The organism is Cohaesibacter haloalkalitolerans, assembly GCF_003574655.1.
Taxonomy (GTDB): Bacteria; Pseudomonadota; Alphaproteobacteria; order Rhizobiales; family Cohaesibacteraceae; genus Cohaesibacter; species Cohaesibacter haloalkalitolerans.
Window position 1 is genome coordinate 456,256 of the sequence record NZ_QNUM01000003.1, and the last position, 24,670, is coordinate 480,925.

Genomic DNA, 24,670 nt, shown 5'->3' on the forward strand with positions numbered 1-24,670 from the left:
CTTTTCCAAATGAGGGGCCCGGCTCTTGGCAGAAGGGAGTATGGCAGGCCGCAAAGCGCCTCACCGCCCGGCATGAACAGCCACGCCAGCGGTTCAGACGCAGACTTCAGCGCAAGGTCTTCAAGAGCTGTGACAGGCGAATCCGATCCTGCACATTCATGCCCTTGAGAAACTCGATCTCCATGTTCATAACGAAATGGCCGATCTCCGAGGCGACATCGCGCCCTTTCTTGGTGGTCTTGAGCACCACCAGGCGCTTGTCCTGCTTGTTGACGTCGCGCTTGATCAGCTTGCGGTCCGTCAATCGCTTGGCCGCACGGGAGACTGCCACCGTGTCGAGTAGCGTCTTGGGCTCGATCTCACGCACCGAAACCTCGCCGTCCCGCGCCAGACTGGCCAGCACCTGCCACTCGGCCATGCTCATGTCCCACTCGTCATGCAGCACCTTGCCGATGCGGCGCGAAATCCCCTGAGCCACTTCCAGAATGCGATAGGGCAGGAAATTTTCCAGAGTAAAGGCCTCGTCATTGGCAAGGGCCGTCGCCGGAGTTGTCCGGGTTTTCGACCGGGCCGGAGCAGCATCGGTCTTTTCAGGCTTGCCCTGATCCCTCTTCGGGGCCAGTTCCGGCAAGGTGTCGAACATGGAAACCTGAATGGCATCACCAGACTTGGACATGACTTCATTTCACTCGTTATGATTCTTGTTGGCACGATTATGCCACAGCAACACCGGAAGACAACTTTGATTCACTGGACATGAAATTTCATCAACCACCTGAAATGGATGATCAAAACAATACCAGAAATCAGTCCGGCCGATACTCCATGACAGAGAAGAAGAAGCCGTCCGTATCCGTCGAATGCGGCGTCAGGGTAACGCTCATCATGTCCGAAGACCATGGCTTGGGCGCATCAAAGCCATAAAGATCCTGCCAGACCTCCCCGGCAGAGACCAACTCGAAGTCAGGATTGTTGGCAATGAAATGATAGATCTGCTCTTCATTCTCAGCCGGCAGAACCGAACAAGTAATATAGACAAGATAGCCGCCCGGGCGCACAAACTGACGAGCTTCGGCCAGCGCCAACTGCTGCTCTTCGATGCGTTTGTCAAGCTGCTCCTCATTGAGCTTCCACTTGGTTTCGGGTCGACGACGCCAAGTACCGGTCCCCGTGCAAGGCGCATCAACGACAACGCGATCCATGCGACCGATGAGATCATCCAGCGCCCCTTCGTTGGGAGTCCGCGTCTGAACATTGCGCACCCCGTTGCGGGTCAGCCGGTCAACGATCGGCGCCAGCCGGGACGCATCGATATCAAAGGCGTAGATCTGGCCCTTGTTTTCCATCTGCGCCGCCATCGACAAGGTCTTGCCGCCAGCTCCGGCGCAGAAGTCGAGGACCTGATCGGATTTCTTCGGAAAGATCAGACTGGAAACAATCTGGCTGCCTTCGTCCTGAATTTCATAGAAGCCCTTGCGGAACGCCGGATCGCCCTGAATGTTCGGCTGGCGATAATCGCCACCTTCAGCCGGGAAGCGCAGGCAATCGTGGCTCAGCTTGGTGCGCCGTGGCTTGAAGCGCGACAGCTCCTTTTCCACTTTCTCAATATCGGCCTTGAGGCGGTTCACCCGGATGTCAACCGGCGGGCGGCGCGAGAAAGCCTTGGCTTCCAGCAGCGCATCGTCCTCGAAGGTCTCCATAAAAGTACCTTCGAGCCACTCGGGGATATCGCCCTTGACCCAGAAGGGAGCATCCTTGAGCGAGCGGGCCTCGATGGCGGCCACTTCCTTTTCGCTCAGTGCTTCGGGAGAATGCGGATCGTCAGCAAGAACAGCGGCCAGCTTGTCGGCAGAGTGATTCCAGTCGAACGCCAGCGCCGCAAGACCAAGGGAACGGGCACTGTCGTCGCCCATCCGCCAGGCATGGGACGCACGGCTGCGCAGGGCGTCATAAACGATGTTACCAATGGCAGACCTGTCGCCAGACCCGGCAAAACGATGCGACCGTCCCCAGTCCTTGAGCGCTTCGGCGACCGGACGCTTGCGGCCCTCCACTTCTTCGAGCACCTCAATAGCGGCTTGCAGACGTCCACCCAGTTTCATGTCGTTCCATCCTGACTCATTCTATTGGCGGAAAGCCCCGCCTTTGGATAGTTGGATGTAAACGATCAGGCGCCGGAGTCCAAGCCTGCATTTCGAGTTTTTTCGCCGCAAATGCCGTTTTGGCAGAAATTATTTCAAATGACATGACCCGGCCCTTTCATGCAGAGCGCAAGTTGCGACGATTTGCATGATCCCAAAGGCCAGACGATCTGGCAAACACCCGCCGGAGAATGCTAAAAGGAATCTCGTCAACCAAGGGAGGAACCATTGGACCAACACTACCCCCTCACCGGAGGCTGCAGCTGCGGCGCGATCCGCTATCAGATTGAAACCGCACCGATGATCGTCCATTGCTGTCATTGCACATGGTGCCAGCGGGAGACCGGATCGGCTTTCGTCCTCAATGCCCTCATCGAGGCGGAGAGGGTCACACTGCTCAAGGGTGCGCCGGTCTGCATCAACACACCTTCAGCCAGCGGCAAGGGTCAGAAAATCTGGCGTTGCCCTCATTGTCAGGTCGCGCTGTGGAGCAATTATGCTGGCAGTGGTGACAAGGTGCGTTTCGTCAGGATCGGAACGCTGGACCATCCCGGCACCCTGCCCCCGGATATCCATATCTACACCTCAACCAAACTCGACTGGGTCACCCTGCCCGATGGCGTTCCCGCAGTGGAGGAATATTACAGATTGTCCGAGGTCTGGAGCCCGGAAAGCATCGAGCGCAAGCAGCGGCTGTTTCCGAAATAGGCAATCAGCAAATCTGACGCACTAGAACCATTTCAGCCATTTGAAGACAAACAGCTGCACCAGCACGAGCATCAACAGAAGGCCACTGAAGATCCAGAAGGCATAGCCGAAGCTTGCCCCGGGAATACCGGCAACATTGATTCCCAACAGGCCGGTCAGAAAGCCCAGCGGCATGAAGATCGCGGCGATCATCGAGAGGATATACATGTGCTTGTTGAGCCGGTCGGCCTGCACATGGGAAATCTCGTCCTTGACGATCTGCGCCCGCTCGCGAATGGAATCGAGGTCTTCGACATAGCGAACGAGGTGGTTGTAGACTTCCTGCAGATGGCGCCGATGGGTGGTGCTGAGCCATTCGAAATCAGCCATACGGAAACTGTCGATGGCGTCCTTTTGCGGTGCCATGTAGCGGCGGAACATGATCGCCTGAATGCGCACATCGATGATGGCGCCACGCAGATCAGGGTTGCTTTCCACCAGCACCTGCTCCTCAATATCGTCGGTGCGCTCGTCTAGCGCGATGAGGATAGGCTCCATGCGCGCAAACAGCCGCTCGCACAGCATGGTCACGAAATGGCCGGTATCCTTTGGCCCGCCTCCGGCCAACAGCTTGTCCTCTATGTCACCGGCTGCGCGAATGCGGCTGCGACTGACGAGAATGATCCGGTCCTTCTCCACCCACAGACAGATGGAGACCATGTCTTCCGGATCCTCGTTTTCATTGAGATTGACCCCTCGCAGCACAAGTACCGCCCCGGCGCCGATCTGCGTCATGCGCGGACGGCTTTCCTCATCAAGCAGGGCATCGATGGTGAAGGGATCAAGAGAACCGATTTCCGCCTCGAGACAGCGCCGTGCCCCGGCGTGGTTGCCATCCAGATGAAACCAGACAAGACCCTCGGCCCGTTCCTCCTTGGAGATACGGTCAGCAGGCAAGGCAGTCGCTCCGCCTTGCCCGTCTAGCAGATATGCCCGCAAAAGATGGTCTGTCATGTGGGTCCCCGAATTATTCACTTTCGAAAGAACTACGACAGACCATTCAATGCGTCAATCAAACCGTCGTTCCATAATTTGGCGACTCACGGGTGATCGTGACATCGTGGGCGTGGCTCTCACGCAGGGAAGCCGAAGAGATGCGGACGAATTTCGCCCTCTTGCGGAATTCTTCCAGATTCTTCGAGCCGGTGTAGCCCATGGCAGCCCTGAGGCCACCAGCCAACTGATGCAGGACAGCCGAAGCGGAGCCCTTGTATGGCACCTGACCTTCAACACCTTCCGGCACCAGTTTCAGCGTATCGCGCACTTCTGCCTGGAAATAGCGGTCAGCCGACCCGCGTGCCATGGCACCAACGGAACCCATGCCTCGGTAGGATTTGAAGGAACGACCCTGATACAGATAAACCTCTCCGGGGCTTTCGTCCGTACCGGCCAGCAGCGATCCGGCCATGGCCACCTGCGCGCCACCGGCAAGAGCCTTGGCAAAGTCACCGGAGAATTTGATGCCACCGTCCGCGATAGTCGGAATGCCCTGCTCTGCCGCAGCAGCCGCGCAATCCATGACGGCGGTCAACTGGGGCACACCAACACCGGCAACGATACGCGTGGTGCAGATGGAGCCCGGCCCGATGCCAACCTTGACCGCGTCGGCCCCGGCATCGATCAGTGCCTTGGTGGCGTCTGCCGTGGCAACGTTGCCTGCGATCAGCTGGACATTGTTGCTTTCCTTTTTGATACGGGCGACCGTGTCAAGAACACCCTGGCTGTGACCATGGGCGGTGTCGATCACCAGCGCATCGACTTCGGCATCGATAAGCGCCATGGCACGTTCAAAGCCATCATCCCCGACCGAGCAGGCAGCAGCAGCGCGAAGACGGCCCTGAGCATCCTTGCAGGCGTTGGGGTTGAGGCGGGACTTCTCGATGTCCTTCACGGTGATCAGGCCGACGCAGTGGAACTTGTCGTCAACGACGAGCAGCTTTTCAATGCGGTGCTGATGCAGAAGGCGCTTGGCTTCGTCCTGACTGACCTGCTCGGTGACGGTCACCAGATTGTCGCGGGTCATCAGTTCGTAGACGCGCTGGTCTGGGTCGGAAGCAAAGCGCAGATCGCGGTGGGTCAGGATACCGACCAGACGGCCGCCCTTGGCGCCGCTTTCCTTGGTTCCTTCAACCACGGGCACACCCGAGAAACCGTGTTTCTTGGTCAGAGCCTTGGCTTCAGCCACCGTGTAGTCAGGGGTGATCGTCAGCGGGTTGACGACCATGCCGCTCTCGAATTTCTTGACCTGACGAACCTGCTCGGCCTGCTCTTCATTGCTGAAGTTCTTATGGATAACACCCATACCGCCTGCCTGAGCCATGGCAATCGCCATCTTTGCTTCGGTCACGGTGTCCATGGCAGAAGAAAGCAGCGGCAGATTGAGCACGATTTCCTTGGTCAGATTGGTGGTGATGTTAACCTGACCAGGCATGACGACAGAATGATCTGGCTGGAGCAGAACATCGTCGAAGGTCAGCGCCTCGGTCCCGGTTGACGGTTTTAATATGATGGCCATGCCAACTCTCCTCTGAGTTTGGTCCACGCCACTTCATGGAAGCGTGAACGCGGTGCCAAAAGGATAAAAGCCTCTGCCTTGCCCGCAATGAAACCACGAGCCTGAGTACTTCAGACAGAAACAAATGGATAGAAGTTGACGCTGGTCACTACCATGGTTGAAGGGAAATGCATAGAGGAAAGATTGCCCCTGTTCAGCTTTTTGTATGCTTCGTGGTAAATGCGCAAGAATTGCAGCAGATCAGCGCAGAATGTTTGCAGAAAAAACCGAGAACTCGCCTCAGGATTGCGAAGTTGAAAAACCAACGTGTCCTTCTTTGCTGAAAAGGCCGTCGCCAAGCGCCATTCAAGACTCGGGGAAGACTCAGGCGTACCGAACAAATTACGCTAAATTCCACCTCCCGATGACCAACTGGCGACCTTCCCGGGCGATAGCGACACAATCATGGGGCACCATTGAGACATAAGGGAAATTACCTGAGGCATTTTAGCACAGGCCCATATGATTTTTATCAAGTAAAAGAGAACCTCAGGGCTTGAGAATGGATGCTTACAGCAGAGCTCCAGACCCGAGATCCGCTTGAACTGGCTCGAGAAACAGGGGGACACCCACATGTCAAACGGAACCGTGCGCAGCTTTCCGCCATTTGTCGCACGCGTCACGCGCTTTCTGCCGCTGCTGCCCCTTGAGCGCCTGATCTCTGAAGTTGCCAACCGAGTCGCAAGTCAGCATCCGGAATTCTTCGATCGTCTGGATGACTATGCCAGCAAGTCCTTTGTCATTGTCCCGACCGATCTGGACTGGGTCGCCAGCCTGACCTTTCACAATGAAAAGGTTCAGTTGCACCTCGCCCGCTCTCTCGACAGCTTCCCCAATCGCGACGTCACGGTAACAGCCCCCTTCTTCACGCTCGTCAGCCTGCTGGACGGCGAAGAGGATGGCGACGCGCTGTTCTTCTCCCGCGACCTGACCATCGAAGGCGACACCGAGGCCGTGCTGGCCCTGCGCAACGCGCTGGATGATGCCGAAATAGACTTCATCCACGAGTGCTCAGCCATTGCCGGGCCGCTCAGCCGTCCACTCGAAGCCGGAGGTAAGAAGGCCATCGGCCTGCTCAAGGCCAGCCCCTTCATGCGCGCCCGTCAGCAGGAGAACGCCGAACCGTCAATGGATGGCATGCCCGGCGCCTATCCGACCTGATCGAACCAATCGCAAGCTTTGGAAAGCACCCAATGACCCAAAAAGCCATGGAGCTGGTTTGCCCAGCAGGAACGCCCGCAGCACTGCGCACGGCAGTGGATGCAGGGGCCGACACCATCTATTGCGGTTTCCGCGACCAGACCAACGCCCGCAATTTTCCCGGCCTCAACTTTTCCCGCAAGGAAATGCAACAGGGCATTGAATATGCTGGAAAAAATGGTGCAAAAGTGCTTGTGGCCGTCAACACCTTCGCCCAGGCGGGCAACACAGACCTGTGGTACAAGGCCATTGATGACGTCGCAGCATCCGATGCGCACGCCATCATTCTGGCCGATATCGGCCTGCTCGATTATGCCGCCAGCAAACACCCGGACTTGCGTGTTCATCTGTCGGTGCAGGCAGCCGCTGCCAATGCCGACATGATCAACTATTACGCCAGCGAGTTCGGCGCCAAACGGGTGGTCCTGCCGCGCGTTCTGACGGTTCAGGAGATCGCGGCCATCAACAGGGAAATCAGCTGCGAGACGGAAGTCTTCATCTTCGGCGGTCTTTGCGTCATGGCCGAAGGGCGCTGCTCCCTGTCGTCCTATTGCACCGGCAAGTCACCCAACATCAACGGCGTCTGCTCGCCTCCCGGTTCGGTCAAATATGAAGACCACGGCACCCATCTGGAAAGCACGCTGGAAGGCATCACCATCAATCAGTATCCCAAGGGGGAAGCTGCCGCCTACCCGACCCTGTGCAAGGGCCGCTTCGAGTCGCTCGGCGAAACCGGCTATGTGTTCGAGGATCCGGTGAGCCTCAACGCCGCCCAGATCCTGCCCCAGCTACAGGAAGCCGGCGTTACCGCTCTCAAGATCGAGGGGCGCCAGCGCGGCAAAGCCTATATGGCGCAGGTGGTCAAGAGCTTCCGCAAGGCCGTCGACGCCGTTGCCAAGGGACAGAGTTTCGATCTCGATGCCCTGCTGGCACCATTGACCGAAGGCCAGAAGAGCACCAAGGGCTCCTATCAGAAGACATGGCGCTAGAAAGCGCGCAAGGAAAAGGGAAACAGAGATGAACACCGAACTGACCCTTGGCCCGTGCCTGTTCAACTGGTCGGAAGCCGACTGGCGTGATTTCTATTTCAGGATGGCCGACGAATCCGATTTCGACATCATCTATCTCGGCGAGGCCGTCTGCTCCAAGCGCCTGCCTTTCCGCAACAATGTCCTGCCGGATATTCTCGAACGGATGGAATCGGCTGGCAAGACCGTCATCATTTCCACGCTGGCACTGGTGACCACCAAACCGGAACGCAAGGTGCTCAGGGACCAGTGCGAGCAGGAGATGTGGACCGTCGAAGCCAATGACCTCACGGCACTTGCCTTCCTCAAGGACCGCAAGTTCGTCATCGGCCCCTATGTCAACATCTACAACGAGGCCACCATCCACTCACTGGCCGCGCGCGGCGCCGAACGGTTCGTTCTGCCGCCGGAAATTCCGGCAGAGACCATTGCCCAACTGATCAAGGCAGCACCGGAGCCGAAATATGAAATGCAGGTGTTCGGACGCCTGCCACTGGCGCTTTCGGCTCGCTGCTATCACGCCCGCCTGCACAACCTGCACAAGGACAGCTGCCGCTTTGTCTGCGATCAGGACCCAGATGGCCGTGACGTGAATAGTCTTGCCGGTCAGCCTTTTCTGGCAATCAATGGCATCCAGACCATGTCCTATGGCAGCCAGTTGCTGCTGGAGGAACTGCCTGCGCTGGCAGACGCCGGCGTCAGCGCCTTCCGCCTGTCGCCACACACCGGTGACATGCTCGGCGTGGCGCGCCTGTTCCGGGCCGTCATGAAGGAAGAAATGGATGCCGGAGAAGCCCGCGCCAAAATCGGCGAACTGATGCCGGGACACAGCTTCATCAACGGCTACAGCCACGGCGCACCGGGCATGGCCCAGATCGAGGAAGCTCTGGCGCTATAACGACCAACGCCACGGTGGCGATGGGCAGACAAACAAAAAACGGGCACCAGCAAACTGGTACCCGTCAAATCCAAATGGTCATCCTGTTGTCCGTCTACACGCGATCTTTCGAAAGTGTCACCTGTCCGGAACCAGTCGCTTTGTTCCGTAAGGCATAACGGAAAATCTAGTGCAGTCGAATCCACTCCCGTGCTTCGCGCAGCGCCTTGGCAACTTCCAGCGAAGACATTTCCTCAGCCAGTTCCTGACGGCGGATCGCAGCTTCGACGACACCCTTCATCGCAGCCAGGTTGAACCATTTATGCGCAGCGATCAGGTCCGGCTCGCCATCGTCACCAATCGAATGGGACAATCCCAGCTGAAAGAAAACCTCGCCGGTTGCTTCCATGCCCGAGCCGTGCAGCTCGCTTGCATCAAATTCCATACGTGCCATTTTGCTTCCCCATTTTACTCATCAAAAGCCTCTTTTCGAGGCCGGTTCCAAAGAGGCGTTATCGCCTGTTCTTATGAAGCCAATGGTGGAAGAAATCTCTCAATTCGACGTAAATACAATTGGTTACCGCAATAAAAACAAAAGGTTACACGCCCGTAAACTTAACTTTTTCTCAACCCTGGCTTTGGCGGGTTTCTGCCGGGATCGCAAAGAATTCGCGACAAATATGAACAAATGCCCTAACCCTTTTGTAACCATGGAATTGTTTTTCAACATGCCACTCATAAGGATATCGCCGTTTTCCCTGCCCGTCTGGCCCGGAATTGAATTGCACCGACACAACCAGAAAAGGCACCCCAAAGGGTGCCTTTGTGTAGCGGATACCAGGCCTTTTAGCGCTGGTTGAACAGCACGGACTGGGCGCCCTTGTCCTTGGACAGATCGAACCGGGCACGTTCATCCTTGCCAATGGCCAGACCGGTTGCCACGGCCTCCCGTGCCTTCAACGCCTCGAACCAGCGTTTGACATTGGGGAACTCTTCCAGATCGATCGCCTGCCGTTCGTGCGATACGACCCAGCCGACAATCGCCATGTCGGCAATCGAGTAATCGCCCGCAACATAGTCGCGCCCTTCCAGCGCCTTGTTCAGGACGCCATAGAGACGATGGGTCTCATCGCGGTAACGCTTGATGGCATATTCGATCTTCTCCGGTGCGTAGACGGCGAAGTGATGGTTCTGCCCGAGCATCGGGCCGAAACCGCCCATCTGCCACATCAGCCACTGTTCGACCGCGACGCGGCCCCGCTCATCCTGTGGCAGGAAGCGGCCGAACTTGCGCGCCAGATAGAGCAGGATGGCACCCGACTCAAACACCGAAATCGGTTCGCCGCCCGGTCCTTCCGGATCGACGATGGCTGGCATCTTGTTGTTGGGAGAAATCGCGAGGAATTCCGGCTTGAACTGATCCCCAGCACCAATGTTGATATAGTGGACATTGTAGGGCACACCCAGCTCTTCCAGCAGAATGGTGATTTTCCAGCCGTTGGGTGTCGGCCAGTAGTAGAGATCAATCGGTTTGGTCTGTTCAGTCATTGGTGTTCCTCACAAACGGCCCCACAGGGCCTGCAATCTGATGTAAGTGGCAATAAACGCGCGTCACGCGGACAGCCGTGTGACAGGTTTGTCCATAATGTAGGCTGTCACCGGGGGATGCTCAATCCGCATCATGCGATTGTGATCAGACCCCTTGTCAGCAAGATCAGAAAACCGATGGAAGAAAGCTGAGGTCCATGGCTTCCATGCCCGTGAAATACGGATGCGCCACAATGAGCAGCGCATAGACGACAACCGAGATCAGCACGATCCGCACTTCGGTTGCCCAGCTCTTCACAGCAGGCGGCACATTGGCCCCATCGCGGCGGTTTGTTCCGATGATGGAAAGCACCGACCAGATCAACATGCCGCCAAACAGCACCAGCGACCGTGGGTCATTGTTCACCAGCAAATGGCCGACAGCCCACAGCACCATGCCCGTCAGCATCGGGTTGCGAATGATGCGCCGGATGCGGGTCGGGGCCTTGGCCGCCCCGAACAGGATGATAGCAAAGAGCAAAAGCAGATGCGTCAGATGGCGCGGCCAGTCCTCGCTGTAGATATCTCCCACATAGCCAGCCTCACCTGCCCAGCGCCAGCCAAACACGATCATCACCAGCGACAGCACAATCAGCAGGGTGAACAGCCCCTTGTAGGGCCCTTCCCCAAGACGCACCACAACATCAGCCCGGGCAGCCGGCATGAAAATGGGAAAGAGATGCACCACGGACCAAAGCAGCACACCCAATAGCAAAATGGTCATCGTCAGGTCCTTTCAAGGATAAATAGTTATTGCAATAACTTTGCGGTCTTGCCCTGCCCGCGCCAAGCCCCGGAAAGCACGTATGTGCACAGCCCTTGGCCTGTCCGCTAGCCATCCGCCCCGCCATCCACACTGTAGAACGCAAAAAGGTGCGATGGCAAACCATCGCACCTTTCCATGACGTTTCTTTGCAGGTCTGTCAGATGACAGGCAGCAAGTCTTAAAGGCCGAGCTTGTCCTTCAGGATCTGGTTGACAGCCTGCGGGTTGGCCTTGCCCTGCGAAGCCTTCATCACCTGACCAACGAACCAGCCGATCAGGCTCGGCTTTTCCTTGACCTTTTCAACCTGGTCCGGGTTTTTGGCAATGATCTCGTCGATAATGGCCTCAATGGCGCCAGTATCGGTCACCTGCTTCATGCCCTTCTCTTCGACGATCTTTGCCGGATCACCACCTTCAGTCCAGACGATTTCGAACAGATCCTTGGCAATCTTGCCGGAAATGTCGCCAGCCTTGATCAGATCAATGATCGCGCCGAGCTGATCGGCGGAAACCGGGCTCTGGTCGATATCAAGCGATTCCTTGTTGATGCGGCCAAGCCATTCGTTGATGACCCAGTTGGCAGCGAGCTGGGCGTCGCGACCGGTTGCCACCTTCTCGAAGAAGGCAGCCAGACGCTTGGAAGCCACCAGTACCGAAGCGTCGTAAGGCTTCAGGCCCAGGTCAGAGATAAAACGGTCACGCTTGTCGTCCGGCAGTTCCGGCAGATCCTTGCGCAGCTCTTCGACATAGGCATCGTCGAATTCGAGCGGCAGCAGGTCGGGATCTGGGAAGTAGCGATAATCGTGTGCCTCTTCCTTGGAGCGCATGGAGCGGGTTTCGCCCTTCTTGGGGTCATAAAGGCGCGTTTCCTGATCGATGGAGCCACCATCTTCAAGAATGCCGATCTGGCGGCGTGCCTCATATTCGATCGCCTGACCGATGAAGCGGATCGAGTTCATGTTCTTGAGCTCGCAACGGGTGCCCAATGGATCGCCCGGACGACGCACGGAAACGTTGACGTCGGCGCGCATGGAGCCTTCTTCCATGTTGCCGTCAGAGGTGCCCAGATAGCGAACGATGGTCCGCATCTTGGTCATGTAGGCCTTGGCTTCCTCGGAAGAGCGGATATCCGGCTTGGACACGATCTCCATCAGCGCCACACCAGAACGGTTGAGGTCGACAAACGACATGGTCGGATGCTGATCATGCATCGACTTGCCCGCATCCTGTTCCAGATGCAGACGCTCGACGCCAATGCGCACTTCCTCGCCATCCAGCATATAGAGAACAACTTCGCCCTCGCCGACAATCGGATCCTTGTACTGCGAGATCTGATAGCCCTGCGGCAGATCGGGATAGAAGTAGTTCTTGCGGTCGAACAGCGAGCGATTGTTGATCTTGGCCTTGAGGCCAAGGCCGGTCCGGATCGCCTGACGCACGCACTCCTCGTTGATCACGGGCAGCATGCCGGGCATGGCCGCATCAACGAAGCTCACATGGGCGTTGGCCTCGCCACCGAACTTGGTGGAAGAGCCGGAGAAAAGTTTTGCTTCAGAGGCGACCTGGGCATGGATTTCCATGCCGATGACGACTTCCCAGTCGCCGGTAGCCCCCTTGATCAGTTTGCTGGACGCTTCAGCCATATTCTCGTCCTCAGCTTTCAATATCGGAGCGCGATGCGCTGCTCCTGATTGCAATGGCGGCGCGTTGCATCACGCGCCAGATGTCTCATTCCCCTCGCCATGAAGGGCGGCAATAGCCATCTCCTCATAGGCGATGTTGACCTCGATCAGGTCTTCCCAGAACTGCATGTAGAGATCAGGAGCCAGCTCATGTGTCTCCAGTTCGGCCAGAACCTTGTCCAGCACCGCCTTGACGCGATCATCATCGCGCGCCTCGGACGGGTCGGCCTTCAGTTCCGCCATGCGCCGCACATAGGAATCCCGCTCGGAAAACAGCGCCACCAACGCCCGATCAATCCGATCGATCTCGTCGCGAATATGAGCCTTTTCCGTGCATTCTTCTGGTTTACGCATTGGTTCGACCTTGTCGTTTCTCTGTCTGGTTACCACCATTTGGCCGGGGCTTCGAGGATGCCGGCAGCCTCTTCCAGCACACCGGCGGTCCGGAACAGGGTTTCCTCGTCAAAGGCCTTGCCGATCAGCTGCAAGCCCATGGGCAGCCCCTGACCGTTCTTGCCGGACGGAACCGAAATGCCCGGCAGACCGGCCATGTTCACGGTGACAGTGAAGATATCGTTGAGATACATCTCGACCGGATCGGTGATTTCCTTGTTCAGCTCGAAAGCAGCCGAAGGCGTCGCCGGTGTCAGAATGGTATCAACCGTCTGGAACGCCTTGTCGAAATCCTGCTTGATCAGCGAGCGGATCTTCTGGGCGCGCAGATAATAGGCATCATAGTAACCGGCTGACAGCACATAAGTGCCGATCAGGATGCGGCGCTTGACCTCGGAGCCAAAACCGGCGGCGCGGGTCTTCTCATACATGTCGACGATGTCGTTGCCATTGACCCGCAGGCCATATTTGACGCCATCATAGCGAGCAAGGTTGGAAGACGCCTCTGCCGGAGCCACGATATAATAGGCGGGCAGCGCATATTTGGTCATCGGCAGGGAAATGTCGACGATCTCGGCACCAGCGGCCTTCAACCAGTCAATCCCCTGCTGCCAGTTGGCTTCCACTTCCTCTGGCATGCCATCAACGCGATATTCCTTCGGAATGCCGATCCTCATGCCCTTGACGTTGCCTGTAAGAGCAGCCTCATAGTCAGGCACCGGCAGATCAACGCTCGTGGTATCCTTCGGATCAACCGAAGCCATCGACTTCAGCATGATGGCAGCGTCGCGCACGGTGCGGGCAATCGGGCCAGCCTGATCAAGCGAAGAGGCAAAGGCGATCATGCCCCAGCGGGAGCAGCGGCCATAGGTTGGCTTGATGCCGACAGTGCCGGTAAAGGCGGCGGGCTGACGGATCGAACCGCCGGTATCCGAAGCGGTCGCCCCGGCGCAGATGCGGGCAGCAACAGCGGCAGCAGACCCACCAGAAGAGCCGCCGGGCACGCGGTCGATGGTCTCGCCTTCGGCGCGCCACGGGTTCTTGACCGGACCGAAATAGCTGGTCTCGGTGGTCGAGCCCATTGCAAATTCGTCCATGGCCAGCTTGCCGAGCATGACAGCGCCGTCGTCCCAGAGATTCTGCGAAACGGTGCTTTCATATTCCGGCTTGAAGCCATCCAGAATATGCGAGCAGGCATAGGCGCCGACGCCCTTGGTGCAATAAAGATCCTTGATGCCGAGCGGAATGCCTTCCAGCGGGCGGGCTTCGCCCTTGGCGAGCCGTTCGTCAGATGCCTTTGCCATCTCAAGCGCCTTTTCCGGCGTCTTGGTCACATAGGCATTCAGCTGATCGGCACCATCAATCGCCTTGATGTAGCTGGTCGTCAGCTCGGTCGCGGTGAATTCTTTCTTTGCCAGCCCTTCGCGGGCCTCTGCAATAGTCAGAGACGTGAGATCTGTCACGTGGCTATCCTCACATTTTGCAGGACAGGAACCGGCAAGGTCCCCTCATCCCGACACTCTTCAATAAACGGGTTCTGATGCGGCTCGACAATCTGTCGATGCCAGCGGGGTCTATTCGATGACCTTGGGAACCATGAAATAATTTTCTTCGGAAGCAGGCGCATTGCTGACCACCAGATTGGCATAATTGCCATCGGTTACAACATCATCCCGCTTCTTCATTTCCTGGGTAACGACTGAAGTCATCGGGGCGACGCCGTCGACATCGACCTCATTGAGCATTTCAACCCAGTTCAGGATGGAGTTCAATTCACCCTTAAGGCTTTCCGCCTCTTCTTCTGTAACGGACAGGCGGGCGAGACGCGCCACGCGCTTGACCGTATCCTTGTCAATTGACATGAATGCAAGCCTTCCAAATAAAGGCCCGGACAGCGCTTGCCATGAGCGCACGATACCGGACCAACTACGAGTCTTATTCCACTCTCCTCCGGCTATAGCATCTCAGGACTTTTACGCGCAACTCCAAGGGAGAAAGGAACAGGCTCAACCGAGCATTTTTCCCACATCGGGGCATCAATGGCCCTGTTCTTTGCCATTCAGGCACCTCCGCGGCACCTCCCCGGCACCTCCCCACTACCTCCACAGTATCTCCCCTCGCATCTTTCCAAAGCCAAAGCCGCTGCCACGCCCTTCACGACGGCGCTCTGGGATTTGTGCTAAGGAAAGAGACGGGAGAGAAAGAAGTTGGCAGGAAGAGAAGAAGGAAGCCTACCCCTTGAGCAGTTGGACCTGTTTCGGCAACGGCCCCCGATAGCGCTCGATGAAGGCGCGTGTATCTTCGACAGTCATTGGCCGGCCAAGATAGAATCCCTGAGCCTGCTCACAGGAGATGCTGCGCAGGAAGTCCAGTTGATCCTCGATCTCCACCCCTTCGGCAATCACGGTCTTGCCGAGTGTCTTGCCCAGTTCCACGATGGCGCGCAGGATGACCGCTGAGGCGTCCTCAGGCCGATCCGCCCGGAAGGCACGCAGGAAGCTGCGATCGATCTTGATCTTGTCGAAAGGGAACTGGCTGAGATAGCTCAGGCTTGAATAACCCTTGCCGACATCATCAAGAGCGATCTGGACGCCCAGCTCCCTCCAGCTTTCAAGCTGGACGCGCTCGCCCTCATTGCCATCAAGCAGGACGGATTCCGTGATTTCCAGCTCCAGCTGTCCCGGACACAGCCCGGTTTGGGCCAGCACGCGCGCCACGATCCGAGCAAACTTGGGGTTCTTGAGCTGCAACGGCGACACATTGACCGCAACGCCAAGATCCTGTGGCCAGTGGCTTGCCTCTTCACAGGCAACTTCCAGCACCCAGCGCCCGAGCTGTTCGATCAACTTGTTCGCTTCCATGATCGGAATGAACTCATCCGGCGGCACGAAACCGCGTTCGGGATGGTTCCAGCGTGTCAGCGCCTCGAACCCGACGAGATCCCCGGACAGGGTATCGAACTGCGGCTGATAGTAGAGTTCGAACTCCTCCCGCTCAAAGGCAACCCGGATGTCTTCCAGCAGGGCAAACTGTTTCATCATGCGCGCCCGCATATCGGGATCGAACACCCGATAGGCGCTGGTCGGCTGCCTTTTGGCCTCATACATTGCCAGATCGGCATCCCCGAGCAACGTCACCAGATTGGCCTCCGGCCCGTTCGCCGTGGCAATGCCAACGCTGGCACCCAACTGGAAGGTCGTGATGCCGTTGCTGATCGGCGCACTGATGATCGTCAGGACGCGTTCCGCCAGAATTTCTAGCTCGGTGCCGGAAACTTCCCGTTCGAAGACCAGAACGAATTCATCGCCGCCATAACGCACAATGACATTGCTTTCCAGAACGCCCAATTGCAGACGCCGCCCGATCTTGCGCAGGATTGTGTCGCCTGAATGATGCCCGAAGGTGTCGTTGACATATTTGAAACCGTTGAGATCCACCCAGAAGACCGAGACGGCATTAAGCGCCCCACGCTTGAGACGCCCTGACAGCGTTTCAATATATTCAAGAAAATAGGCGCGATTGTGAAGGCCGGTCAGCGTGTCACGATAAACGAGTGACTGCAGCTGCTTTTCCCTCTGCCTGAGGCGAGCCTCGGCCACGGCCTGATCCGTAATGTCGATGCGCCGCGACATGATGGCACCGGAAACCGAGCGCGTGCGTGTATAAATGTAGGTCTTGTCGCCGATTTTCTGAATCTCGCGCTGGGTATCAACCAGACTGTCGGCCAGTTGTTTGCGGGTTTGCATATACCCGGCGGGATCCTCAAGCGCGACCCGATCGGATATGACCCCGGCGTCCAGATCCATCTGGTAAAGCTCCAGATGCTTCTTGCCGAGCAGTTCCTGACGTCCCGGATAGTGCGGAAAGACCCGATGATAGGCATCATTGCTGAAGATGACACCCTCATCATCCTCACCATAAAAGACGATCGCCTCTTCGCTCTGTTCCAGCGCTTCCAGCACCATCGTTGACATGCGCTTCCTGCGCAGTGTTACCAGAGACCGCGCCCCCAGCCGTGCGAAATTCTCGACCAGCGCATTGTTGATTTCCCCGCCATCGGGGTTGGGAAAGGCAAGAAAAATGCCCCCAAGCACATCGCCCCCCTCAACAAGCCGCACACAGGTCTGCAAACAAGGGCTTTCGACCGCGCAGTGAAAATCCGGCGCAGGCCCATCTTTCAAAAGCCAGTCGGACACAGCCTCATGTCCAACATCAATCCGGGCGGGACCAAACTCCGCCGATAGCCTTATGCCGCTTTTCTGGGAACCCACCACAAAAGCGCTAAAACAGGTCACCCCACGGATGGTCGAGACAGAATCAAACATGGCCGCAAACAGATCATGCTCGCAGGTCGCCTCGGCAATGCGCAATGCCAAAGACACCGCCATTTCAACATTGATTTCTAACCGCTTCATTGTGCACCCCAACCAAAATCCCCGGCCAATATAGCTTCATAGTTGTAAAGATTGAATTACCTCAAATATGGTTAAGAACAAAAACCCTTTTAAAATCAATGACAAAATTCAACACACATTCAAATATCCGCTTTTATGCGCAACCTGCAATTTCACCAAACCGTCAAAATGGAATTGTCAATTTCTACAATTGCTTACCAAAATTTTCCCTCCCCGATGCAGTAACGCCACCCAAATATTACTGCATATATTGCAGTGCAAAACAGGAATACTTTGAATGAAGACCTGCCCCCTCCAATGCCCGATTGGTATTGCAAAGGAGCCATGCTAGAACCAGAGAGACGCCCCCCAGCCCAGTGTGACCCCATACTGGAGCCTCAGACCCTTGACTGCATGACTGCAGCCCGGTCTGCAAAACACAGAGACAACGAGACGCAAAGACATGGCCCGCAAGAAGAAGAACAAGCCACCGATCGACATTTCGCTTGCAGAGCTGGTTGCCGGCCTGACAAGGAACCAGCGGCTACTGGGGTTGGATCTGGGCACCAAGACCATAGGTCTGGCCATTTCAGACACCGGTCGGCGTATTGCCTCGCCGCTGGAGACCATCCAGAGAACCCGGTTCGGCAAGGATGCCGAGCGCCTGCAGGCCATTTGCGCCGAGCATGAAATCGGCGGCTTTGTGCTTGGCCTGCCGCTCAACATGGATGGCACCGAGGGCCCGCGCGCCCAGGCCACCCGCGACTTCTGTCTTTCCATGCGGGATTTCTGGCGAGATCAGGACCTTCCTGCAATGCCTCTGGCTTTCTGGGACGAGCGCCTGTCCACAGTCGCCGTAACCCGCACCCTGCTGGAAGCGGATACATCCCGCGCCAAACGGGGCGAAGTGGTTGACAAAATGGCCGCATCCTTCATTCTGCAAGGAGCGCTGGATCGACTGCGACTGTCTGCTGACCATGCCTCTGCCGCCTCCCCGACCCCAAAGGATGACACCGAGGATGACAAAGAGGAAGACACCCCGGACTAAATGCGCTCCTGAGTTTCAAACCCAAGACACCTACTCTGCTCTCCTGCCCCGCTTTGTTCACCAGATCGTTTTAGAGCCACCCGGCTCCAAGCTTGCCTGAAGCGCCCCAGAAAGACCCCGCCATGTACGTGATCATTGAAGCCATCATCCCAACTTTCTTTCTTGTCGGGCTCGGGCTTTACATCCGCCGCAGCGGGCTGGTTCCGGAAGAGCAATGGAGCGGGCTTGAAACCATTTCCTATTGGCTGTTCTTCCCGGCACTGATCTTCAATTCGCTGTTCAAGGCGGATCTGCGCAACGTGCCGCTGGGCGACATGACCTTTGCGCTTGTCGCGGCAATCCTGTGCATGGCCGCCGTCATGCTGGCGCTCTATCCGGTTCTGCGCTCTGTCTTCTCGGTCGACAATCCGTCCTACACCTCGATCTATCAGGGCGTTCTGCGCTGGAATGGCTTCATGGCGCTGGCCATCGTCCAGAAGGCCTACGGCGATGATGCCATGGCGCTGGTCGCAGTGGCGATGGCCTCGATGATTCCGCTCATCAACATCATCATTGTCGGCATCATGGCCGTCTTTGGTGCCAACAGCCGCCCAAGCTTCGGCAATGTCCTGCTCAATATCATCAAAAACCCCTTCATCATTGCCTCACTGGTCGGGCTGACGATCAATCTGTCGGGCATCCATATCTGGGATCCGATCGCCTCCACCGTCGAGATCACCGGCCGGGCGGGGCTTGCCTGTGCTCTGCTCATCGTCGGGGCAGGCATCCGGCTGAAACATGCCTTCCCGCCGGTGCGTGAAGTCTGGTTCGCCTGCATCCTGCGCCTTGTCGGCATGCCCGCCATGGCGATCGGCTTTGCCATCCTGTTCGGCCTTGGCGGCCAGCCGCTGGAAGTGATCATCATAAGCACCGCCGTGCCAACCGCCATGAACAGCTACGTCCTTGCCAAGAAGATGGGCGGCAACGCTCCCTTGATCGCTGCCATCGTCACCTGGCAGACGCCCCTGTCCGCCCTGTCCATCACCTTCTGGCTGGCCTTTGTGAGGATGCTCGGCCTCAGTTGAGGCCAGTTGACAGCCTCTGGAAAATGGATTGAAAAGTCATCAAGATATATACAGAGTGCGAACACCTACTTGCGGCGAATCCGATTTCCTCCTATAGCTATAAATCTAGCGAAAACCCAGAAACGCTAGGAATGAGATCGTGGCATTTGCGCACCACCATCTGCTCGGAATTGCCGGGCTGACCCCCCCAGAAATCACGGCTTTGCTTGATCTTGCAGAAGATGCCGTTGATATTTCCCGTCAGGTTGAAAAGAAAAAGGTGATCCTCAAGGGACGCACCCAGATCAACCTGTTCTTCGAGGCATCCACTCGCACGCAAAGCTCCTTCGAGCTTGCCGGCAAGCGCCTCGGAGCGGACGTGATGAACATGTCCGTCAAGAATTCATCCGTATCCAAGGGCGAAACCCTGCTGGACACGGCAACCACCCTCAATGCCATGCACCCGGACATTCTCGTCGTGCGCCATAACGCCGCCGGAGCACCTCAGCTGCTGGCCCGCAAGGTCGGCTGCTCGGTGATCAACGCCGGGGACGGTGCCCATGAGCATCCCACCCAGGCCCTGCTCGACGCCCTGACCATCCGCCGCCACAAGGGCACGCTGGAAGGTCTGGTGGTGGCCATCTGCGGCGATATCCTGCACTCGCGTGTGGCCCGCTCCAACATCCTGCTGCTGACAGCCATGGGCGCGGAAGTGCGTCTCGTCGCTCCGTCCACATTGTTACCGGACAGCGTGGAAGCCATGGGCGTCAAGTGCTTCCGCGACATGCGCAAGGGTCTTGATGGCGCTGACGTGGTGATGATGCTGCGCTTGCAGCTGGAACGGATGAACGGCGCTTTCGTGCCATCCATTCGCGAATATTTCCACTTCTACGGCCTTGATGAGGAAAAGCTCAAATATGCCCGCGAAGACGCCATCGTCATGCATCCCGGTCCGATGAACCGCGGCGTCGAAATCGACAGCTCGGTTGCCGACTCCGGACGGTCGGTCATTCATGAGCAGGTGGAAATGGGCGTCGCAGTGCGCATGGCCATCATTGAATTGCTGGCCAAGAACAGCCTAGAAGCCCAGCCGGTCGAGCAGGATTGAAAGGGAAAATGAAAATGCCAGAAAGACAAAAAGCCCCCTTCGCCCTGACCAATGTCAAGCTCCTCGACCCTTCCACCGGGCTCGATGAGCCCGGCGCAATCCTCATCGAGGACGGCAAGGTCAAGGCCATCGGTGCAACCGTCGCGAGCCAGCTGTCGTCCGACATCCTGCGCGTCGATGGTGCAGGCAAGATTGCCGCCCCCGGCCTCGTCGACATGCATGTCACGACCGGTGAGCCCGGCGCCGAGCATCGCGAAACCCTCAAGAGCGCCAGCCAGGCTGCCGCAGCCGGTGGCGTGACTACCATGGCCTGCATGCCGGACACCGATCCGGTCATCGACGACATCGCACTGGTGGACTTCATCAAGCGTCGTGCACGAGATACCGCCAAAGTTCATGTCCACCCCTATGCGGCCATGACCCGTGGCCTCAAGGGCAAGGAAATGACCGAAATCGGCCTGATGATCGAGGCCGGGGCTGTCGCCCTGTCCAACGGTCGCAAGGCGATCACCAACGCCCAGATCATGCGTCGGGTGATGTCCTACGCCCGCGATTTCGACGCCCTCATCGTCCACCATCCGGAAGACCCGGATCTTGTCGGCAACGGCGTGATGAACCTTGGGGAAACCTCGACCCGGCTCGGTCTTGCCGGCATTCCGGCCGAAGCGGAGACCATCATGGTCGCCCGCGACGTGCGTCTTGCCCAGTTGACCGGTTGCCGCTACCACGCCAGCCAGATTTCCTGCGCCGAGAGCCTCGACATCATTCGTCGGGCCAAGGACAAGGGGCTTGCCGTCACCTGTGGCGTTTCGATCAACCATCTGACCCTCAATGAAAATGACATCGGGCTCTATCGCACCTTCTACAAGATGTCCCCGCCACTGCGCAGCGAAGCTGAACGGCAAGCCATGATCGAGGGCGTCGCCGATGGCACCATCGACGTCATCGTTTCCGCACACGACCCGCAGGATGTGGACACCAAGCGCCATCCGTTCGCCGAATGCGCTGACGGCGCTGTTGGTCTGGAAACCATGCTGCCGGCCGCGATGCGGATGATCCACAGCGGGCAATTGACCATGATGCAGGCCATCAAGGCCCTGTCCACAACCCCTGCCCAACTGCTCGGCCTTGATGCTGGCAGCCTCAAACCGGGCATGCCTGCCGACATCATCATTTTCGATCCGGACCTTCCATGGGTCATGGATCGGGACATGTTGCAGTCGCGCTCCAAGAACACCGCCTTCCACAAGGCGCAGCTTTCAGGCAAGGTTCTGCAAACTTACGTTGAAGGTCAGCTGGTTCACCATTACGATCCGCGCTGAACAAACCAATAAGAGAATCGCCCGGGTGGCAGACGAACTTGCTCTCGCCACCCGGACCACATGCCAAGGCACACGCCTTGCAACAAGGACGAGGGATCACTGCCCATGATCGACCCCACAAGTTGGAGCCATTCCTTGCCTCAATTCCTGATCGCCCTCCTGTTCGGATATGTCCTTGGCTCGACGCCCTTTGGCCTCATACTGACGAAGATGGGCGGGCTGGGTGACGTCCGAAAGATCGGCTCCGGCAACATCGGCGCCACCAACGTCCTGAGAACCGGCAACAAGAAACTCGCTGCGCTCACCTTGCTAGGCGACCTGCTCAAGGGCACGCTTGCCGTCATCATCGCACGGGAAGTCGCCATCGCCTTTCTGCCCGACAGCCCGCAGCAGATTGCCAGCCTCGCGGGACTTGGTGCCTTTCTGGGCCATCTCTTCCCTTTCTGGCTGAAGTTTCGCGGCGGCAAGGGCGTCGCCACCTATCTCGGCGTGCTGCTCGGCCTCTATCCTGCGGCCTTCCTCGCCTTTGCCTTCATCTGGCTGACGTCAGCCTATCTGACGCGTTATTCGTCACTTTCCGCCCTCATCGGCAGTGCGCTGATGCCCTTTGTGCTATTCGGCTTCGGCCAGTGGAATCTCACCGGCCTGTTCGCAGTCATGACGCTGTTGCTCTGGATCCGCCACAAGGAAAACATCACCCGCCTTCTGGCCGGAACGGAAGGCAAGATCGGCGGCAAAAAAGAGCGCCCATCTGACGCGCAGTCCAAATCCGATGCCTCCGATGCATCAGAAGAGACCGACAAATGACCAGCGAGGTGCCATCTTCATCGCAAACTGAAGCGGATCGGATGGCCCCATCACAATCCCTGCAGACCACGGCAGCAGACCGGCACGGCAATGGCTACGCCAGCCGCCCCGCCTTTCGCCTCAGCGAGAAACAGCGCTTCAGCTGGTTGCGTCTCATCCGCTGCGAAAATGTCGGCCCGGCCACCTTCCGCGATCTCATCAATCATTTCGGCAGCGCCGAAAAGGCCCTTGAAGCCCTGCCGGACCTGTCCCGCAAGGGCGGTGCCCGCCGCGCTTTTCACATCGCCTCCGAACAGGAAGTCGAAGCGGAGTGGACCGCGCTCCACCGGGCCGGAGCCCGTCTTGTGGCAACCGGTGAGCCGGATTATCCCGAAGCGCTCGCCCATATCCCCGCACCGCCGCCGCTGCTCACCGTCATGGGCAGTTCGGATCTGGCAAAAAGACCCGCCATCGCCATCGTCGGCTCGCGCAATTGCTCGGCGAGCGGCGCCAAACTGACGGAAATGATTGCACGGGAACTGGGCCAGAACGGCATTGTTGTGGTCTCGGGGCTGGCGCGGGGCGTTGACACCCATGCTCATCGCGCCTCTCTGACGCTGGGAACAATCGCCGTGGTGGCAGGCGGCCTCAACCAACTCTATCCCAGACAGAATGTCGAACTGGCCAAGGCCATCGCCCAACAGGGCATGCTGATTTCGGAAATGCCATGGAATGCGCCCGCCCGATCACAGGATTTTCCGCGCAGGAACCGGATCATTTCAGGCATTGCGTTGGGGACACTGGTGGTGGAAGCGGCCAAGCGCTCCGGCTCCCTGATCACCGCCCGCTATGCGTTGGAACAGGGCCGCGATGTCTTTGCCATTCCCGGCTCGCCACTGGACCCACGCGCAGGAGGCACCAATCATCTGATCAAGCAGGGTGCCTGCCTCGTCTGTGAAGCGCAGGATATTCTGGATGCCATCGCGGACCAGCGAACCACGCTTCAGCCCTTTGCTGCCGAACAGCTGCCACTGCCCTTGCGGGAGCTGCCCCCGGACGACACCGGCGACATGCGCCCTTGCGAACCGGAGGAAGCTGGCAAGAGCCGTTTCATCCAGAGCCTCAGCCTGACCCCGATTGCCATTGACGACCTGATCCGCCAATCCGAACTGACCATGGGACAGGTACAACTGCTTCTTCTGGAACTGGATCTGGCCGGAAGGCTGGAACGACACGGCAATCAGACTGTCTCGCTCAAGGCATAGGTGCCCAAACAGACAGTCAGACCGAGAACCGGGCTGACAGCCAGACCGGCGACAATATGGACAGAACCTAAGGCAAAACCAAAGCGCGTTTGCGTGACGCGCCCCGCCTTGGACTACACAAACACATAGCCGCGACGCTCCTGCGGCGATCCGTCACCCCGCATCACAATCCCAAGTCGCCTCCCGTCCATGGCTGGCATCAGGGAATGGAACGGCGAACCGGGCGTGACCAAAGCTTGTCATTTGCCCAAACTTTAAAAAGCCCGGGTTGGCCTAATCTGCTTGGCAACTTCCATGGCTTCTATCTGGGCCATTTCCAGCAGATAGACCAGCATAGCAAGGTCATTCTGGCGGGCCATGCGCGTGAGGTCTTGCAAATGAGCATATATATATTCAGCCGTTTTCGTCGGCGACCCGATTTCCAGCACTTGAGCTTCTTCTCTCACGTGGCTCTCCGCAAATATGATTTTTATAAAATGTTTCAGCAAACAAGCTTCTGCAGCTCCGGAGCATACAACCAATCTTTTTGATTGTATACAACCATATTATATACATTAGGTTGTATTTTCACAATCTACTTGCATGTATGCGAGAGAAATTATATCCGCTTATAGCGTTCGTCACCCTTGACGGATGGGGGCGAAGCAGTCATGTGACTAGCATTGACTTATAGAGAATCAGCTCCAGACACCAGCAACCAGCCACAACCCGATGATGGGTTGGAAGGCTG

23 protein-coding genes are annotated in these 24,670 nt (G+C 57.6%); 10 read left to right on the plus strand and 13 right to left on the minus strand.

Annotated elements, in window-relative coordinates:
* Positions 1 to 106: 106 nt before the first annotated feature.
* Positions 107 to 676, minus strand: a complete 570-nt coding sequence (locus DSL70_RS09545; RefSeq protein ID WP_119307669.1) for a MarR family winged helix-turn-helix transcriptional regulator — start codon at positions 674 to 676, stop codon at positions 107 to 109.
* Between the two features lie 130 nt (positions 677 to 806).
* Positions 807 to 2,102 carry an RsmB/NOP family class I SAM-dependent RNA methyltransferase gene (locus tag DSL70_RS09550; RefSeq protein ID WP_119307670.1) on the minus strand — a complete coding sequence of 432 codons (1,296 nt, stop codon included), beginning with the start codon at positions 2,100 to 2,102 and terminating at the stop codon, positions 807 to 809.
* Positions 2,103 to 2,369: 267 nt separating this feature from the next.
* Here DSL70_RS09550 and DSL70_RS09555 point away from each other — a divergent pair, with 267 nt between their 5' ends.
* Positions 2,370 to 2,849, plus strand: coding sequence for a GFA family protein (locus tag DSL70_RS09555; protein ID WP_245418149.1), 480 nt, complete (start codon positions 2,370 to 2,372; stop codon positions 2,847 to 2,849).
* A 21-nt stretch (positions 2,850 to 2,870) separates the two neighbouring features.
* On the opposite strand, the gene DSL70_RS09560 is transcribed toward DSL70_RS09555, so the two are convergent.
* Both DSL70_RS09560 and guaB read right to left on the minus strand, forming a co-directional pair.
* Complete coding sequence (locus DSL70_RS09560) at positions 2,871 to 3,842, minus strand: zinc transporter ZntB (protein WP_119307672.1); 972 nt, start codon at positions 3,840 to 3,842, stop codon at positions 2,871 to 2,873.
* A 58-nt stretch (positions 3,843 to 3,900) separates the two neighbouring features.
* Positions 3,901 to 5,403: an IMP dehydrogenase gene (gene guaB, locus DSL70_RS09565; protein WP_119307673.1), complete on the minus strand. Its 1,503-nt coding sequence runs from the start codon at positions 5,401 to 5,403 to the stop codon at positions 3,901 to 3,903.
* A gap of 612 nt (positions 5,404 to 6,015) precedes the next feature.
* Here guaB and ubiT point away from each other — a divergent pair.
* The 3 genes from ubiT to ubiV are packed head-to-tail and all read left to right on the plus strand — an operon-like array spanning position 6,016 to position 8,568.
* Positions 6,016 to 6,603 (plus strand): ubiquinone anaerobic biosynthesis accessory factor UbiT, encoded by a 588-nt coding sequence (ubiT, locus tag DSL70_RS09575; RefSeq protein WP_162916535.1) that lies wholly within the window; start codon positions 6,016 to 6,018, stop codon positions 6,601 to 6,603.
* Between the two features lie 47 nt (positions 6,604 to 6,650).
* Positions 6,651 to 7,631, plus strand: coding sequence for a ubiquinone anaerobic biosynthesis protein UbiU (ubiU, locus tag DSL70_RS09580; protein ID WP_119307903.1), 981 nt, complete (start codon positions 6,651 to 6,653; stop codon positions 7,629 to 7,631).
* A gap of 28 nt (positions 7,632 to 7,659) precedes the next feature.
* A complete protein-coding gene (ubiV, locus tag DSL70_RS09585; protein ID WP_119307676.1) occupies positions 7,660 to 8,568 on the plus strand; it encodes a ubiquinone anaerobic biosynthesis protein UbiV in 909 nt (302 codons plus the stop codon).
* A gap of 166 nt (positions 8,569 to 8,734) precedes the next feature.
* Here the strand turns inward: ubiV and DSL70_RS09590 are convergent, their stop codons facing one another.
* The 8 genes from DSL70_RS09590 to DSL70_RS09630 form a co-directional block, all read right to left on the minus strand.
* Positions 8,735 to 9,001, minus strand: a complete 267-nt coding sequence (locus DSL70_RS09590) for an SEL1-like repeat protein (protein ID WP_119307677.1) — start codon at positions 8,999 to 9,001, stop codon at positions 8,735 to 8,737.
* Between the two features lie 392 nt (positions 9,002 to 9,393).
* Entirely contained in the window at positions 9,394 to 10,095 is a 702-nt protein-coding gene (locus tag DSL70_RS09600) for a glutathione S-transferase N-terminal domain-containing protein (RefSeq protein WP_119307679.1), read from the minus strand.
* 166 nt (positions 10,096 to 10,261) lie between these two features.
* Positions 10,262 to 10,858, minus strand: a complete 597-nt coding sequence (locus DSL70_RS09605; RefSeq protein WP_119307680.1) for an NnrU family protein — start codon at positions 10,856 to 10,858, stop codon at positions 10,262 to 10,264.
* Between the two features lie 220 nt (positions 10,859 to 11,078).
* A complete protein-coding gene (gatB, locus tag DSL70_RS09610) occupies positions 11,079 to 12,542 on the minus strand; it encodes an Asp-tRNA(Asn)/Glu-tRNA(Gln) amidotransferase subunit GatB (protein ID WP_119307681.1) in 1,464 nt (487 codons plus the stop codon).
* A gap of 69 nt (positions 12,543 to 12,611) precedes the next feature.
* A complete protein-coding gene (locus tag DSL70_RS09615) occupies positions 12,612 to 12,935 on the minus strand; it encodes a chorismate mutase (protein WP_119307904.1) in 324 nt (107 codons plus the stop codon).
* Between the two features lie 29 nt (positions 12,936 to 12,964).
* Positions 12,965 to 14,437 (minus strand): Asp-tRNA(Asn)/Glu-tRNA(Gln) amidotransferase subunit GatA, encoded by a 1,473-nt coding sequence (gene gatA / locus DSL70_RS09620; RefSeq protein WP_119307682.1) that lies wholly within the window; start codon positions 14,435 to 14,437, stop codon positions 12,965 to 12,967.
* 111 nt (positions 14,438 to 14,548) lie between these two features.
* The gene (gatC, locus tag DSL70_RS09625; protein WP_119307683.1) at positions 14,549 to 14,836 is read right to left on the minus strand and encodes an Asp-tRNA(Asn)/Glu-tRNA(Gln) amidotransferase subunit GatC; all 288 of its coding nucleotides are present in this window, start codon (positions 14,834 to 14,836) and stop codon (positions 14,549 to 14,551) included.
* Between the two features lie 369 nt (positions 14,837 to 15,205).
* Positions 15,206 to 17,389 carry a putative bifunctional diguanylate cyclase/phosphodiesterase gene (locus tag DSL70_RS09630; protein ID WP_119307684.1) on the minus strand — a complete coding sequence of 728 codons (2,184 nt, stop codon included), beginning with the start codon at positions 17,387 to 17,389 and terminating at the stop codon, positions 15,206 to 15,208.
* A 442-nt stretch (positions 17,390 to 17,831) separates the two neighbouring features.
* Here DSL70_RS09630 and ruvX point away from each other — a divergent pair, with 442 nt between their 5' ends.
* The 6 genes from ruvX (at position 17,832) to dprA (ending at position 23,940) form a co-directional block, all read left to right on the plus strand.
* On the plus strand, positions 17,832 to 18,416 hold the full coding sequence (ruvX, locus tag DSL70_RS09635) for a Holliday junction resolvase RuvX (protein ID WP_119307685.1): 585 nt from the start codon (positions 17,832 to 17,834) through the stop codon (positions 18,414 to 18,416).
* Between the two features lie 122 nt (positions 18,417 to 18,538).
* Positions 18,539 to 19,480 (plus strand): AEC family transporter, encoded by a 942-nt coding sequence (locus DSL70_RS09640; protein WP_119307686.1) that lies wholly within the window; start codon positions 18,539 to 18,541, stop codon positions 19,478 to 19,480.
* A gap of 139 nt (positions 19,481 to 19,619) precedes the next feature.
* Complete coding sequence (locus DSL70_RS09645) at positions 19,620 to 20,567, plus strand: aspartate carbamoyltransferase catalytic subunit (RefSeq protein WP_245418150.1); 948 nt, start codon at positions 19,620 to 19,622, stop codon at positions 20,565 to 20,567.
* 8 nt (positions 20,568 to 20,575) lie between these two features.
* The gene (locus DSL70_RS09650) at positions 20,576 to 21,889 is read left to right on the plus strand and encodes a dihydroorotase (RefSeq protein WP_425359350.1); all 1,314 of its coding nucleotides are present in this window, start codon (positions 20,576 to 20,578) and stop codon (positions 21,887 to 21,889) included.
* 108 nt (positions 21,890 to 21,997) lie between these two features.
* On the plus strand, positions 21,998 to 22,696 hold the full coding sequence (plsY, locus tag DSL70_RS09655) for a glycerol-3-phosphate 1-O-acyltransferase PlsY (protein ID WP_425359355.1): 699 nt from the start codon (positions 21,998 to 22,000) through the stop codon (positions 22,694 to 22,696).
* Between the two features lie 41 nt (positions 22,697 to 22,737).
* The gene (gene dprA, locus DSL70_RS09660) at positions 22,738 to 23,940 is read left to right on the plus strand and encodes a DNA-processing protein DprA (protein ID WP_119307906.1); all 1,203 of its coding nucleotides are present in this window, start codon (positions 22,738 to 22,740) and stop codon (positions 23,938 to 23,940) included.
* A gap of 254 nt (positions 23,941 to 24,194) precedes the next feature.
* Here dprA and DSL70_RS09665 read toward each other — a convergent pair whose 3' ends face one another.
* Positions 24,195 to 24,386 carry a hypothetical protein gene (locus tag DSL70_RS09665; RefSeq protein ID WP_162916537.1) on the minus strand — a complete coding sequence of 64 codons (192 nt, stop codon included), beginning with the start codon at positions 24,384 to 24,386 and terminating at the stop codon, positions 24,195 to 24,197.
* Positions 24,387 to 24,670 lie beyond the last annotated feature (284 nt).

What these genes read in the sequence shown, in the direction of transcription:
- ubiU (WP_119307903.1), top strand. Translation starts at nt 6,651, where the DNA reads ATGGAGCTGGTTTGCCCAGCAGGAACGCCCGCAGCACTGCGCACGGCA.
- DSL70_RS09545 (WP_119307669.1), bottom strand. Translation starts at nt 676, where the DNA reads ATGTCCAAGTCTGGTGATGCCATTCAGGTTTCCATGTTCGACACCTTG.
- DSL70_RS09640 (WP_119307686.1), top strand. Translation starts at nt 18,539, where the DNA reads ATGTACGTGATCATTGAAGCCATCATCCCAACTTTCTTTCTTGTCGGG.
- ubiT (WP_162916535.1), top strand. Translation starts at nt 6,016, where the DNA reads ATGTCAAACGGAACCGTGCGCAGCTTTCCGCCATTTGTCGCACGCGTC.
- gatC (WP_119307683.1), bottom strand. Translation starts at nt 14,836, where the DNA reads ATGTCAATTGACAAGGATACGGTCAAGCGCGTGGCGCGTCTCGCCCGC.
- DSL70_RS09600 (WP_119307679.1), bottom strand. Translation starts at nt 10,095, where the DNA reads ATGACTGAACAGACCAAACCGATTGATCTCTACTACTGGCCGACACCC.
- DSL70_RS09560 (WP_119307672.1), bottom strand. Translation starts at nt 3,842, where the DNA reads ATGACAGACCATCTTTTGCGGGCATATCTGCTAGACGGGCAAGGCGGA.
- DSL70_RS09630 (WP_119307684.1), bottom strand. Translation starts at nt 17,389, where the DNA reads ATGAAGCGGTTAGAAATCAATGTTGAAATGGCGGTGTCTTTGGCATTG.
- ruvX (WP_119307685.1), top strand. Translation starts at nt 17,832, where the DNA reads ATGGCCCGCAAGAAGAAGAACAAGCCACCGATCGACATTTCGCTTGCA.
- gatB (WP_119307681.1), bottom strand. Translation starts at nt 12,542, where the DNA reads ATGGCTGAAGCGTCCAGCAAACTGATCAAGGGGGCTACCGGCGACTGG.
- DSL70_RS09605 (WP_119307680.1), bottom strand. Translation starts at nt 10,858, where the DNA reads ATGACCATTTTGCTATTGGGTGTGCTGCTTTGGTCCGTGGTGCATCTC.
- DSL70_RS09650 (WP_425359350.1), top strand. Translation starts at nt 20,576, where the DNA reads ATGAAAATGCCAGAAAGACAAAAAGCCCCCTTCGCCCTGACCAATGTC.
- DSL70_RS09550 (WP_119307670.1), bottom strand. Translation starts at nt 2,102, where the DNA reads ATGAAACTGGGTGGACGTCTGCAAGCCGCTATTGAGGTGCTCGAAGAA.
- DSL70_RS09615 (WP_119307904.1), bottom strand. Translation starts at nt 12,935, where the DNA reads ATGCGTAAACCAGAAGAATGCACGGAAAAGGCTCATATTCGCGACGAG.
- ubiV (WP_119307676.1), top strand. Translation starts at nt 7,660, where the DNA reads ATGAACACCGAACTGACCCTTGGCCCGTGCCTGTTCAACTGGTCGGAA.
- DSL70_RS09590 (WP_119307677.1), bottom strand. Translation starts at nt 9,001, where the DNA reads ATGGCACGTATGGAATTTGATGCAAGCGAGCTGCACGGCTCGGGCATG.
- dprA (WP_119307906.1), top strand. Translation starts at nt 22,738, where the DNA reads ATGGCCCCATCACAATCCCTGCAGACCACGGCAGCAGACCGGCACGGC.
- guaB (WP_119307673.1), bottom strand. Translation starts at nt 5,403, where the DNA reads ATGGCCATCATATTAAAACCGTCAACCGGGACCGAGGCGCTGACCTTC.